The following is a 12,822-nucleotide window of genomic DNA, read 5'->3' as shown; positions in this document are numbered from 1 at the left end:
GGCGAAGGCGCCGACGTCACACTCGGACCGGGTGGTGGACGTGTCGGAGCACCCCCGGGTCGAGGACCTGATGCTGGCCGCCGACGTGCTGATCTCGGACTACTCATCGATCAGCTTCGACTACGCCAACCTGGACCGGCCGATCGTGCTCCTGGTCGATGACAAGGGTTTCTACGACGACACCCGCGGCACCTACTTCGACATCACGGAGTTCCCGCCGGGACTGGTCGCGCGGTCGCCGGAGGAACTGCTGTCCGCGTTCCAGACCGGGCGGTTCGCGGCGGCCGAGGCGGCGAAGCACCGGCAACTGTTCCGGGAGAAGTTCTGCGAGTTCGACGACGGGCTCGCGGCCGAGCGGGTGGTCCGCCGCCTCTTCCTCGGCGAAACGGACCTGCCACCGGTGGTTCCCTTGACAGACCGGCGGCCGGCACCCTCGCCACACCTGATCTGATTTAATGGTCCACATGTCGACAAGCCTGGTGATCGTGAGCGCGCTGCGCGAGCTGTCCGGCCTGCGACGACGACGCACTGTCTGAACACCTCAGCCCTGTTCCAGTGCCTCGTTCCGAAGGACCACTCTCATGCCTTCTGTTCCCTCCGTGCTCGCCGCACGGCTGACCGCTGCCGCCGCGACCGCCTTCGGGGTGTCCGACGATCCTGAGTTGCGGGCGGCAACCAAGCCCGAGTTCGGGCACTACCAGACCAACCTGGCGCTGAGACTCGCCAACACCCTGGGCCGGCCGCCGCGGGAGGTCGCCGCTGAGCTGGTCGCCGAGCTCCAGCTGGACGATCTATGCGAGCCGCCGGTCATCGCCGGTCCTGGCTTCATCAACCTGACGCTGCTGCCGGCCACCCTTGCGGACGGCGTCAACAACCTGCCCGGCGCTGTGCCTTCGCGGGGCCAGACCGTCGTCATCGACTATTCGCAGCCGAACGTCGCCAAGCAGATGCACGTCGGTCATCTGCGGTCGACCGTGATCGGCGATGCTCTCAGCAACGTACTGCGCTACGTCGGCTATGACGTGATCCCACAGAACCATGTGGGCGACTGGGGTACCCAGTTCGGCATGATGGTCGAGCAACTCCTGGACGAGGAGACAACTGCGGAATCCCTTGACCTGGACGAGATGCAGCTCCTCTACCAGCGGGCCCGGATCCATTTCGACGGCGATGCGGACTTCGCGGATCGGTCCCGGGCTCGGGTCGTTCTTCTGCAGTCCGGTGACCCGCTGACGACGAGTATCTGGCGGCAGCTGGTCGACTTCTCGCTGACGGAGTTCGACCGGGTCTACGCGCTGCTCGGTTCACCACTGACCCGGGCGGATGTGGTCGGCGAGAGTGCCTACAACGACGCTCTGCAAGGGGTTGCGGACGATCTCGGGTCGGCTGGACTGTTGACCGAATCCGGTGGGGCGCGGTGCGTGTTCCTGCCGGGATTCGTCGGCCGGGACGGGTCGCCGTTGCCGGTGATCGTGCAGAAATCCGACGGCGGATTCGGCTACAGCGCGACCGATCTGGCGGCGGTGCGGCACAGAGTCGATGACCTGCACGCGACCCGGATCATCTATGTCGTCGACCATCGGCAGTCGTTGCACTTCCAGCAGATCTTCGCCGTCGCCAAGGCGGTCGGGTGGTTGCCCGCGACAACTACTGCGGAGCATGTCGACTTCGGCACGGTCCTCGGGCCGGACGGAAAGCCCTTCAAGACCAGGGATGGCGGCACGGTCTACCTGGTCTCACTGCTGGATGCGGCCGTCGCGAAGGCTGAAGCGATCCTCGAAGGACGGGACGGACTGGATCACGCTGCGATCGCCCGGGCCGTTGGGATCGGCGCGGTGAAGTACGCGGATCTGTCGAACGACCGGTCCCACGATTACCGGTTCGACCTGGACCGGATGGTCGCTACCGTCGGAAACACCGGGCCCTACTTGCAGTATGCGCACGCTCGGCTGGCGCGGATCCTCAGTAAGGCAGCTGAGAGACCGGGCCTGGTGACCGTGCTGCCGGAACCAGCCGAGCAGCGGCTCGCGCTGTTGCTCAGCGGTTTCCACGACGTCGTAGTACAGGTTGGTGAGACGTTGCAGCCGCATCGGCTCTGTACGTATCTGTACGAGTTGGCGTCGGCGCTGTCGGCCTTCTACGAGACGTGTCCGGTACTGTCCAGCACGGGTGAGGTGCGGACCAGCCGGATCGCCCTGTGCGCGGCGACCAGGAATGTGTTGCAGGATGGCCTTGGCCTGCTCGGCATCGCAGCGCCCGACGCCATGTGACTCACGGAGGTAGCGAATGTTGCCCTGGTCCGCCGATCTCGCCGGTCGCCTCGACGAGTCCGTGATCGACAGCGCTCTGCTGCGCGGCAACCCGCTCGGGGATCCGTACCAGCGACCGGTGCTCGTCTACCTGCCACCCGGGTACGACGAGTCGCAGCAGCGTTATCCCACCATCTACGTGGCGATGGGGTACCTCGGGCACCTCGGCATGTGGTCCAACCGGACGCCCTTCCGGCAGCCGTATCCCGAGCTGCTGGACGCGTTGTTCGCCAAGGGCGAGGTGCCGCCGGCGATCGTGGTGTTCGTGGATGCGTGGACCAGGCTCGGCGGGAGCCAGTACCTCGACTCCCCCGGCACCGGGCAGTACCACTCGTACCTGTGCGACGAGGTGGTGCCGTGGGTGGACGCGAAGTACCGGACCCTGTCGGATCGCGATCACCGGGCGATCACCGGGAAGTCCAGTGGCGGTTATACCGCGATGGTGACCCCGATGCTCCGGCCGGACGTGTTCGGCGCGCTGGCCACGCACGCCGGGGATGCGGCGTTCGACCTTTGTTACCGGCCCGGGTTCCCCTTGCTGGCCCGGCGACTGCGGGACCAGTACGACAGCTCGTACGAGAAGTTCTTCGCCAGTTTCGAGAGTCGCGCGGGGCAGAGCAGCCGGGAGGATCTGGAGTTCCTGGAGATGTACGGGTACTCCGCGGCGTACTCGGCTGAGCCAGATGGCACGGTGCTGCTGCCGTACGACGAGATCGGCGAGGTGATCCCTGAGGTTTGGGATCGCTGGCTGGCCATGGACCCGGTGCTGATGGCCGGGCAGAGCGGGTACGGCGAGGCGTTGCGCTCTCTGCGGGCCGTGTGGATCGACGCCGGCCTGCAGGACGAGTACTACCTGGATCTGGGGGCGACGGCGTTCCACCGGGCCGTGCGCGAGGTCGGAGTACCGGACGAGCGGGTGCATTTCGAGTTGTTCGAGGGCACGCACGGCGGCATCGAGTATCGCTATCCGCTGGCCGTCGGCTGGCTCTGCGAGCAACTCGCTGACTGAGGTGGGTCTGCCTGAAGAGGTAAATGGGGATGCTGTCCGGCATCACTCCGCTTACCGTTCTCACCATGGGGACGACTGAGGGATGGCCGGCCGGTATCGAAGCGCGGCCGATCGACAAGGGCGATGCCGAGGCGTGGGCGGGGTTGCTGGGGGCAGTGGAGAAGGTGGACCAGATCGGCGAGAACTACAGCGCCGACGACCTGCTCGAGGAGCTCGGGGACCCGCACCTGGTCGCGGCGACGGACACGCTCGGCCTGTGGGCGGGTGGGCGGATGGTCGCATACGGCAAGGTGACCGGGCCCGACGAGGTGGTCGACGTCGATCGGGTCTTCGCGGAGGGCTGTGTGGACCCGGCCTGGCGCGGGCGCGGCCTCGGCGGCAGCCTGATGACCTGGCTGGCCGACCGGGCGACTGCCTGGCACCACGAGCGGCATCCGGAGGCACCCGGTGAGATCGGTACGAGTGCGATCAGCACGAACTCGTCCGCGATCAGGCTGTTCGAGTCCCGCGACTTCGCGACCAGCCGGTACTTCTTCCAGATGGAGCGGTTCCTCGGCACAGAGCCCGTGCCGGCCTCGCCGGTCGCGGACGGCCTGCGGCTGGTGACCTACGACCTGTCGTACGACGAAGCGCTGCGGCTCACGCACAACGAGGCCTTCCGGGAGCACTGGGGCTCGTCGCCAAGGGATCCGGACAGCTGGAAGACGTGGTTCACCGGCTCGAGGGCCTTCCGGGGCACGCAGTCGTACCTGGTACTGGACGGCGACAAGATCGTGGCCTACGTGCTCGGCTACGAGTACGAAGCCGACACGGCCGTCACGGGCATCCGCGAGTTGTACGTCGGCCAGGTCGGAACTCGCTCCGACTACCGCGGCCGAGGCATCGCCCGGGCCGTGTTGGCCCGAGTCCTGACCGAGGCCGAGCAGTCCGGCTTCCAGCGGGTCTCACTCGGCGTCGACGCGGACAACCCGACCGGCGCCCTGGGCCTCTACGAGAAGCTCGGGTTCCAGACGACGCACAAGAACATCAACTACAGCCTCCCGATCAAGTGAAAACAGCCCTGGCCCACGCGATGACGTGGACCAGGGCTGTCTTGGATCAGACGTGCGAGTCGACGACCACGGCTTCTTCGGTAGCCGTTTCAGCAGTGGTTGCCTTGCGGCGGATCCACGGCCGGACACCGAGGATGATCACCGCCAGTGTGAGTGCCGCGTAGACCGCCGAGCCGATGAACGCGGCGTGGACTCCGTCGGTCAGTACTTCGCGGGCGTGCTCCACCGGGTTCGCGGAGTCGGCCGTGGAGTTGCGGCTCGCAGTACCGAAGATGGTGACCAGGATGCCGAGGCCGAGTGCGCCGCCGACCTGCTGCAGTACGTTCAGCAGACCTGAGGCTGCGCCCGCGTTCTCCGGCTGGACCCCTGCCAATGCACGGCCGGTCAGCGGGATGAAGATCATCCCGGCGCCGAGACCGAACAGCACCAGCGGACCGACGACACCGGTGAGGTAGCCGCTGTCGACCGTCAGCCGGGTCAGCCAGAGCATGCCGGCCGTCACCGAGATCGCCCCCGCGATCATCAGCCGGCCGCCGTCGATCCGGCCCAGCAGCCTGGGCACGATCCGCGACGAGGTGAACAGCAGACCGGTCAGCGGCAGGAACGCCAGCCCGGCGGCGAGCGGGCTCAGGTTGAGCACGCCCTGCAGGTACTGGGTCAGGAAGAAGAACATCCCGAACATCGTCCCGACCACCAGCAGCATGGTCAGGTACGCCGCCACCCGGTCCCGGTCGCGGAACAACCGCAGCGGCACGATCGGGTGGCTCACCCGGCGCTCGATCAGTACGAACACCGCCAGCAGCACCAGGCCACCGATGAACGAGGCGAGCACCTCGGCCGAGGTCCAGCCGGACTCGGCGACGCGGATGAAGCCATAGACCACAGCGGTGATGCCGAGCGTCGAGGTGAGTGCGCCGGCCACGTCGAACTTGCCCGTCTCGGGCAGAGTCTCGGCCAGCACCTGACGGGCCGCGAAGATCAGCCCGATGCCGATCGGCACGTTGATGAACAGGCCCCAGCGCCAGGAGAACCAGTCGGTGAGCATGCCACCGAGGACCAGACCGACGCTCGCGCCGCCCGAGGAGACGAGGGAGTAGAGGCCGAGTGCCTTCAGCCGCTCGGGACCTTCCCGGAAGGTGAGCATCAGCAGCGTGAGTGCGGCCGGGGCCGCGATGGCGCCGCCGATGCCCTGCAGGACGCGGGCGGCCAGTAGCAGTTCAGCGGTCGGGGCCAGGCCGCCGAGCAGGGAGGCGCCGGTGAAGACGCCGACACCGGTGATGAAGACCCGGCGACGACCGAGCAGGTCGCCGGCCCGGGCGCCGAGCAGCAGCAGGCCACCGAAGGCCAGTGCGTACGCGTTCTGGACCCAGGAAAGGTTCTCCGGGCTGAAATCGAGAGCGTGCTGGATCTTGGGCATCGCGATGTTCACCACGGTGCCGTCCAGGATCACCATCAGTTGGGTGATCAGGATGACTGCGAGGACTACCCCTGGCCGCCGCGCGGGCGAGCCTGTACCGGCGCCGGCCGGGCCTGCGGTTGTTGCCGCCATAGTGTGACTTGCTCCTTACCCCAGAGGGGCTAGAGTGGGTGACAGGAAAAGTGGAGCGCTCCTCCGCATACGATACGGAGGCCACCTCCGCTTTTTCAAGTGATTTTCAGGAATGCCTTTTTCGAGGTCCGGACAGACTCGGCTTCGGGGTCCTGACAGACGCGGCGAGGAGGGCCGGGATGAGTACGACGGAGTCGACCGGTCAGGCGACGACGGAGTCGCCGACCACGCAGTCGACGCAGCTGCCGAACACGCGGCCGGCGCGAGCGGACGCACGGCGCAACTACGACCTACTGGTCGCGGCTGCCCGCGAGGCTTTCGCGGAGCACGGCACTGACACCTCGCTGGAGGAGATCGCCCGGCGGGCGGGAGTCGGTATCGGCACGCTGTACCGGCGTTTCCCCAGCCGGACCGCCTTGCTCGAGGCCGTCTACGTGGACGAGATCCAGTCCGTCTGCGACCGGGCGTACGGGTTCGCCGACCAGCTCGACCCGTACGACGCGCTGGCAGCCTGGCTCCGCAGCTTCGTCGGCTACAACGTCTCCAAGAAGACCCTGGCCGGCGAGCTGACTGCCGCCCTCGGCAAGGAGTCCGAGTTCTTCAAGGTCTGCAAGCTGAACGTCCGCGAGGCCGGCGATCTGTTGCTGGCCAGGGCGAAGGAGGCCGGCGCGATCCGGCCCGAGCTGGAGCTGATGGACATCCTCCAGCTGGTCGGCGGCATCACGATGAGCCGTACCGTCGACCCCGTTCAGGCCGAACGGATGCTAGACATCGTCCTGGCGGGGCTCAAGCCGTAGATAGTCCGCGAGGGCGAGACGCCAGTCGCGCATGGTGATGCCGACGACCTCGAGACCGAACAGGTCGAGAGCGCTGTTCGCCGGCCGCGGAGCCACACTCGGACGACCTTGGGCGTACTCCTCCGAGCTGATCGGCCGCACCTTGCAGGAGCTGCCCTCGAGGATCGCGGACGCGAAATCCGCCCACGACACCACATCGCCGGAACCCGTCGCGTGGTACGTGCCAGAGGGCGCGTCGCTGTGCAGCAAGGCGATCAGAGCCGCCGCGAGATCGACCGTGTACGTCGGGCGGCCGTACTGGTCGTCGACCACAGTCAGCTCGTCGCGATCCTTGGCCAGCCGGAGCATGGTGCGAACGAAGTTCGGGCCATCCCCGAAAACCCAGCTCGTCCGGACGACGTAGTACGAGGGAGCAAGGCGGGCGGCGAGTTCTCCGGCCGCCTTGGTGATGCCGTAGACGCCCTGCGGGTGGACCTCGGAGCCGATCGGGAGCAGGCCGGAGGTGGATCCCTCGAAGACGTAGTCCGTGCTGACGTGGACCAGCGGGACGCCGAGGCGGCGCGCGTGCCAAGCCAGGTTTGCGACGCCCGAGGCGTTCACATCCCAAGCAGACAAGGTGCTTTCGGCCTCTTCGGCCCTGTCGACCGCGGTCCAGGCGGCGGCGTTGATGATCGCCGTGATCCCGGCCCAGTCGAAGGCGTCGAGCGCCGTACGGTCGGTGATGTCGAGCTCGGCCGACGTGACCAGCCGGGCGTCCGGCAGCTCGGCGGCGAGCGCCTTGCCCAGCTGGCCGCCCGCACCCGTGATGAGGGTGCTCATCACTCGTCCCAGTCGGGCTTGATCGGCGCGACCGCTTCCAGCATCGGGTGCCCGGCGTCCTTCGCGCTGTAGATCAGCTGCTCCTTGGGCAGCGGCCACGGCACGTTGAGCTCCGGATCGAACAGATTCACCAGCGTGTACTTCGCGTCCGGCGACCAATGCGCGTTTACCAGGTAGTTGTAGACCGTGTTCGGCTCGAGCGTGCAGAAGGAGTTGCCGCAGCCGCGCGGCACGTACAACCCCTGCTGCGGGGTGAGCTCGAACGTCTCCAGCCGGCCGAACCCCGGGCCCTCCCGCAGGTCGACGATCGCGGTGAACACCTTGCCGAAGGCGGGCGACACGTACTTGTCCCAGGGCTCCGCGTGGATCCCGCGGGTGACGCCGACCTCGGCGTTGAAGGAGACATTGTTCTGAACGATCTCCAGGTGCGGCAGGCCGAGCTTCTCCAGCTTCTCCTGCTGGAAGCTCTCCTTGAACCAGCCGCGGTCGTCGGTCAGTACCTCCAGCTCGACATGCAGCAGCCCCGGGATGGCGGTCTCGGTCAGGGTCGGTCGGGTCATCATCCTGCCTTGGGGAACTCGTAGACGGCGGCGTACCCGTTGCGGTACCGCTCCTGGGCGAACGGCTCGAGCGTAGCGGCGTGCGGCCGGGTGAAGTCCACGAAGATCCAGCGAACGCCCAGGTCCTGCAGCTTCTTCGCCTTCTCCGCATCGGGCTCCGCCACGAAGCCGTCGTTCAGCTTCAGGATCTCAGGCTTCCAGTAGTCGACGAAGACCGAGTCGCGGCCGTTCGGGCCGGCGTCGTTCGCCTCCACCGTGGGGGTCCAGGCCTCGACCAGCATCTGCCGCTCGGAGAACGCTCCGACGACGAACCGCCGGCTGTCACACTTCACCGGCTCGATCGGCGTGGTGCAGTGCCGGTTCGTCATCACCAGATCGTTGACGTCCGAGTGGTCCCGGATCCAGCGGGCCGCGTTGATCTGGTCCCGCCCGACCGCCAGGACGTGGTTCGGCCTGACCGGCGCCAGCGCCTTCACCGTGGGGGCCTCGATCTGGCCCTTCACCACGATGGTCACACCGCCGGCGAGGATGGCACACGTCATTGCTCCGGCGAAGGCCGCGCGCCTCGTCCACGGGCTGGACCAAGCGCCCAGCGCGCCGATCACGAGCAGGATCAGCAGCGAAAGGCCGATCATCTTGCTCACATGGATCAGGCCGCCGTGCTTGGCCTGGATCGCACCGAAGGCCCAGATCGGGACCAGGATGAAGAAGGGCCCGAGAACGGTCCCGAGCGCGATCGCCTTCCAGCCCCGCTTGCCGAGTTCATCGACCATCACGACCAGGCCGATGGCCGAGCCGAGTGCGAGCAAGGGTCCGCCGGTGCGGGCGAAGTACCACTGACTCAGTCCCGGGTGGGTGAACACAGCGACGGCGCCCGCAGCCGCGAGACCGCCACCGAGCAGCACCCAGGTGATCGGATCGCGCCGGCCCTCGACCGTCCGGAGGCGCCACAGCAGGCCGGTCCCACGAGCCAGGATCCCGAGGACCGCGAGCAGAGAGGACAGCACCATCGTCGTCGTGGTGATGGTGCCGAGGCGGGTGAGGGAGGGCGTCTGCAACGCCGCGTCGTGGAACTGCACATGCAGGCCGGAGGACGAGCCTCTGAAGACCGCGACGTACGCGACCAGCAGCATGCCGACGCACAGCACGCCATCCACCAGCAAGGAGCGCAGGCGGGACCGGTCGAACAGGATCATCGCCACGAAGGCGAGCGCCAGGCCGGCCACGATGAGAGGCATTGTCGAGCCCTTGGTGCCGGCAGCGGCGAGGCCCAGCAAGGGCAAGACGAGCAGCCCGACCTTGCCCATCTGCTGGCGCGAGTGGAAGAAGAGCAACACCACGATCGCGATCAGCAGCGGGACCGACGGCGCCAGGCTCGGTGACAGCGGCGCCATCGGGTACCCCGGGGAGTTCATCCCGATCAGGTTCATCTCGGACCCGGCCATGGTCAGCAGCGCGGCGACCGGGCCGGTCCAGGCGCGACCGGACAGCCGGACGGCGGCGATCGCGACCACCAGCACGATGGTGAGCGGCATCAAGGACGGCAGGAAGCGGAAGATGATCTCGTCCAGCCCGGCGCCCGAGGTCGTACCGATCTGGGCGACGTGAGCGTGGCTGAACCAGTGGTAGGCCATCTCGGTGTTCTCGACCCAGGGGAAGCTGACCGGGCCCCGATGCTGGAGCTCCGCGGCCATCGCCAGGTGCAGGTACGCGTCGACGTGCGGCGACCGGAACCCGCTGGCCCAGGTCAGCGGCACCGTCTTGTAGTACCCCAGCAGGTCCTGCAGCCCGAACAGCGCGATCAGGCTGACGATCGGCATCCACCAGACCGGCAGCGGGCTGGTCCGCACCCGGCGGATCCGGTTGCGGATCCGCGGTACGGCCAGCATGGTGACCACGAGGACGATCGCGAACGCCCAATCGAGCCAAGGCTGCTGGGTCCAGCCGGCCACGATCTGGATCCCGATCGCCAGCATGAAGCCGATGGCGAGGCCCATCATCACGTCCTCGATCCACCAGCCCTTGACCGGCCGGAGGGACCGCCAGATCAGTACGCCGGGGAGCAATTGGGTGGCCACCATCGCCAACAGTGCCGTGATCGCACTGCTCACCCGGAGATCGGCCCGCACCGCCGTGGCCAGGAAGAACGCCGTCGCGATCAGGAGAACCAGCACGCCGGACCAGGTGGAGAACCACCGGCCGAGCCCACGAGCGGTCTGCGGCGGAGCCGTCGCCACCGGTGGTGACAACTCAGCGGTCTGGGACATCATGCTCCTAACAAACGTGGCAGACTCTGGGGGGAACGGGCCAGGCGGGCGGTGACCGGGCAGCAGCATAGCCCTACCACCCGGGCAGCCTGACGGGTTGTCGGGCGCCTGGAAGCCGGAGCGCTGGTACTATGACCGGCTGATACACGACCAGCGACGCTTCGCAGGGGAGCAGTCTTTGTCCGACGCCGGTGAGTCGGAGTACTTGCCTCCTGCCGACCCAATCCTGATAGGTGCAGAACGTGTACAACGGTAAAACCTTGTCCGTGGTCCTTCCGACCTACAACGAGAAGGACAGTATCGCCGACATCATCCGGCGCTTCGACAAGCTCGGAGTGGTCGACGACATCCTGGTGATCAACAACAACGCCGCGGCAGGGACCTCCGAGGAGGTCGCCAGTACCAGTGCACGGGAGATCGTCGAGACCAGGCAGGGTTACGGCGCGGCGATCCAGCGCGGCCTGCGCGAGGTCGACACCGACCTGATCTGCGTCTGCGAACCGGACGGCACGTTCAACCCCGAGGATCTGACCAAGCTGCTGACCTTCACCGCCGAGTGCGATGTCGTGGTCGGTTCGCGGACGGTCTCCAACTTCATCTGGGACGGCGCCAACATGGGCTGGTTCCTGCAGTTGGGCAACTGGGCCGTGGCCAAGTTCCTCGAGGTGCTGTTCAACACCGCCTCGCTGAGCGACGTCGGCTGCACCTTCCGGGTGATCTCACGCGACCACGTGAAGACCATCCTGGACCGCTCGACACTGCCCGGTTCGGCGTACGGCCTGGAGATGCTGCTGATCTCGATCGTGGCCCGCGCCAAGATGGTGCAGATCCCGGTCAACTACCACCCGCGGGTCGGTCAGTCCTCCGTCACCGGCGACTTCGGCAAGACCGTGTCACTCGGCCTGGAGATGATCCGCCTGGTGATCAAGACCCGCCTGAAGACCATCGGCCGCCGTCCCCGCCGCCCTGCCACCACCAGCGCCGCGGCCTGACCTCCGCCGACGCGGCTCAGCGGGAGACCGGGCGGCGGGTGTCCAGTTGGGCTTGGTCGGCTGCTGTTCGGCCGGCCGCCCAGCCCGCGCCGTTGGAGACTCTGGTGCGGCGGGTGACGGTCGCTGGGAACAGCTTCACGAACAGGGCATCGACCTGCTCCTCCCGCTTACTCAGCACCGGGAGGAGCCGACCTGCGTCCGCCTCCGGTACAGCCGCCTGAGTCGCCTCCGTGGTCGCCTGCAAGCGCTCGCCGATTCGTTGGGCGTAAGCCATCAGGAACGACTGCCGGAACGAGCGCGTGCGGGATTCGCCCCGCCTCCCGAAGTGCTTGCCAGCAGCAAGCATCGCGCGATTCGCCTGGACCAGCAGCGAAGTACTGAGTAGCTCGGTCAGTTGCAAGTCGAGCTCGGCGCCGACGATCGTGACGACGGCCAGTTGGTCCATTGAGACTGTGCGACAGCGGTTCGCCGAGGCTACGGCGCCGACGAGTTGCGCTTTCGCTGATACATAAGGGGTTTCCACCCAGATCCGCCGCGCGCCGGAGTCGTCGGGCAGGTCGAGCTCGGGATCCGCGTCCACCAGGGCTTGGTCGAGCGAGAACTTCGCCATCAGCTCCTGCGCTTTGCCGGACAGGGCTTCCGCCTCATCGGGGAAGTCTGTCCCTTCCGCCTTCGCCAGCAGAGCCCGGATCCGCGCAAGCATCTTCTGGGTTGCTGCCGTGTCGTGGTGCCCCGCGGAGGAACCGGCCGGGCGCGGCGCAGTACCGGGGAGAGGGAACAGGCGAGCCAGGCCGGGCAACGTCTGGAGAAATCCACCCAGCGCGAGGGCATTGTGGAGTGCCAGGTAGCGGCCGATGCGTTGGGTTTTCGCCCAGCTGGTCAGGTCGAGTTCGGCGAAGGGCCTGGCGAGGTCGAGCTCCGCCAGCTGATCCTGCCAGCGTGGGTCGATGGTCGAGTCCTGGTAGGACCGATGCTCGGAGGCGATCACGGCGAGCAGGAGTGGTTCGACGCTGGACTCCAGTTGGCGGCGACCGTGCTGCACGACGTCGGTGGGCGCCCAGCCGCGCTCCCAGGTCGCGCGGATCAGGCCGGTCAGGAAGGCCGTCAGGCAGCGATCGACCTGCGCCTGGTCGTGTTCGTCGTACCCGCCGAGCCGCGCGAGGTAACTGTCCGCGCCGGCGTCGGACGCCACCGCGGCCGCAGCCATGGGTAGCAGTCGCAGGATCTCCTGATCGTTCACGCCGTGAAGTCTCGCACTCCGAGCCAACCCGCCGCTGACGCCGAACGCCGTCCTGTGGACAAACGGCTCCTTGGTTCGTGGGGTGGTGGGGTCAGGCGGTGCGGTTCTGTTCCTATTCATGCTTCTCGTCCTCCTGATTCTCGTGGCGGTTCTCGTGGTCCGGGTGGTTGTTGTGGTTGGTGATGGGGTGGGTGCCGGTGTGGTCGACGCGGAATTTGTAGCCGTGGG

11 protein-coding genes are annotated in these 12,822 nt (G+C 67.3%); 6 read left to right on the top strand and 5 right to left on the bottom strand.

Annotation, left to right across the window (positions count from 1 at the left end):
* The 4 genes from VFG33_RS11790 to VFG33_RS11775 form a co-directional block, all read left to right on the top strand.
* A partial coding sequence (locus VFG33_RS11790) for a CDP-glycerol glycerophosphotransferase family protein (RefSeq protein WP_325025478.1) occupies nt 1-451 on the top strand: 451 nt, incomplete at its 5' end.
* A 130-nt stretch (nt 452-581) separates the two neighbouring features.
* Nucleotides 582-2,270: an arginine--tRNA ligase gene (argS, locus tag VFG33_RS11785; RefSeq protein ID WP_325025476.1), complete on the top strand. Its 1,689-nt coding sequence runs from the start codon at nt 582-584 to the stop codon at nt 2,268-2,270.
* Nucleotides 2,271-2,286: 16 nt separating this feature from the next.
* A complete protein-coding gene (locus VFG33_RS11780; RefSeq protein ID WP_325025474.1) occupies nt 2,287-3,318 on the top strand; it encodes an alpha/beta hydrolase in 1,032 nt (343 codons plus the stop codon).
* Nucleotides 3,319-3,383: 65 nt separating this feature from the next.
* Nucleotides 3,384-4,370 (top strand): GNAT family N-acetyltransferase, encoded by a 987-nt coding sequence (locus VFG33_RS11775; RefSeq protein ID WP_325025472.1) that lies wholly within the window; start codon nt 3,384-3,386, stop codon nt 4,368-4,370.
* A 46-nt stretch (nt 4,371-4,416) separates the two neighbouring features.
* Here the strand turns inward: VFG33_RS11775 and VFG33_RS11770 are convergent, their stop codons facing one another.
* Complete coding sequence (locus VFG33_RS11770) at nt 4,417-5,919, bottom strand: MFS transporter (protein WP_325025470.1); 1,503 nt, start codon at nt 5,917-5,919, stop codon at nt 4,417-4,419.
* A gap of 179 nt (nt 5,920-6,098) precedes the next feature.
* Between VFG33_RS11770 and VFG33_RS11765 the strand changes: the two genes are divergently transcribed.
* A complete protein-coding gene (locus VFG33_RS11765) occupies nt 6,099-6,716 on the top strand; it encodes a TetR/AcrR family transcriptional regulator (protein WP_325025467.1) in 618 nt (205 codons plus the stop codon).
* Here the strand turns inward: VFG33_RS11765 and rfbD are convergent.
* Genes rfbD through VFG33_RS11750 form a run of 3 tightly spaced genes read right to left on the bottom strand, consistent with a single transcriptional unit; the run spans nt 6,684 to nt 10,362 of the window.
* Complete coding sequence (rfbD, locus tag VFG33_RS11760) at nt 6,684-7,535, bottom strand: dTDP-4-dehydrorhamnose reductase (RefSeq protein WP_325025465.1); 852 nt, start codon at nt 7,533-7,535, stop codon at nt 6,684-6,686. The two genes, VFG33_RS11765 and rfbD, sit on opposite strands and share 33 nt — an antisense overlap.
* On the bottom strand, nt 7,535-8,095 hold the full coding sequence (locus tag VFG33_RS11755; protein ID WP_325025463.1) for a dTDP-4-dehydrorhamnose 3,5-epimerase family protein: 561 nt from the start codon (nt 8,093-8,095) through the stop codon (nt 7,535-7,537). The genes rfbD and VFG33_RS11755 overlap by 1 nt, the downstream gene beginning before the upstream one ends.
* Nucleotides 8,095-10,362, bottom strand: a complete 2,268-nt coding sequence (locus VFG33_RS11750) for a hypothetical protein (RefSeq protein WP_325025461.1) — start codon at nt 10,360-10,362, stop codon at nt 8,095-8,097. Before VFG33_RS11750 ends, VFG33_RS11755 begins: the two co-directional genes overlap by 1 nt.
* 242 nt (nt 10,363-10,604) lie before the next feature.
* Here VFG33_RS11750 and VFG33_RS11745 point away from each other — a divergent pair, with 242 nt between their 5' ends.
* On the top strand, nt 10,605-11,354 hold the full coding sequence (locus tag VFG33_RS11745) for a glycosyltransferase family 2 protein (RefSeq protein ID WP_325025459.1): 750 nt from the start codon (nt 10,605-10,607) through the stop codon (nt 11,352-11,354).
* A gap of 16 nt (nt 11,355-11,370) precedes the next feature.
* Here the strand turns inward: VFG33_RS11745 and VFG33_RS11740 are convergent, their stop codons facing one another.
* Nucleotides 11,371-12,594, bottom strand: a complete 1,224-nt coding sequence (locus VFG33_RS11740) for a DUF2786 domain-containing protein (protein ID WP_325025456.1) — start codon at nt 12,592-12,594, stop codon at nt 11,371-11,373.
* Nucleotides 12,595-12,822 lie beyond the last annotated feature (228 nt).

Source organism: Kribbella sp., assembly GCF_035687465.1.
GTDB lineage: Bacteria > Actinomycetota > Actinomycetes > Propionibacteriales > Kribbellaceae > Kribbella.
The sequence above is the reverse complement of the archived record's forward strand: the minus strand, read 5'-3'. Positions and strand labels throughout refer to the sequence as shown.

What these genes read in the sequence shown, in the direction of transcription:
- VFG33_RS11780 (WP_325025474.1), top strand. Translation starts at nt 2,287, where the DNA reads ATGTTGCCCTGGTCCGCCGATCTCGCCGGTCGCCTCGACGAGTCCGTG.
- VFG33_RS11775 (WP_325025472.1), top strand. Translation starts at nt 3,384, where the DNA reads ATGGGGACGACTGAGGGATGGCCGGCCGGTATCGAAGCGCGGCCGATC.
- argS (WP_325025476.1), top strand. Translation starts at nt 582, where the DNA reads ATGCCTTCTGTTCCCTCCGTGCTCGCCGCACGGCTGACCGCTGCCGCC.
- VFG33_RS11765 (WP_325025467.1), top strand. Translation starts at nt 6,099, where the DNA reads ATGAGTACGACGGAGTCGACCGGTCAGGCGACGACGGAGTCGCCGACC.
- VFG33_RS11750 (WP_325025461.1), bottom strand. Translation starts at nt 10,362, where the DNA reads ATGTCCCAGACCGCTGAGTTGTCACCACCGGTGGCGACGGCTCCGCCG.
- VFG33_RS11770 (WP_325025470.1), bottom strand. Translation starts at nt 5,919, where the DNA reads ATGGCGGCAACAACCGCAGGCCCGGCCGGCGCCGGTACAGGCTCGCCC.
- VFG33_RS11755 (WP_325025463.1), bottom strand. Translation starts at nt 8,095, where the DNA reads ATGACCCGACCGACCCTGACCGAGACCGCCATCCCGGGGCTGCTGCAT.
- rfbD (WP_325025465.1), bottom strand. Translation starts at nt 7,535, where the DNA reads ATGAGCACCCTCATCACGGGTGCGGGCGGCCAGCTGGGCAAGGCGCTC.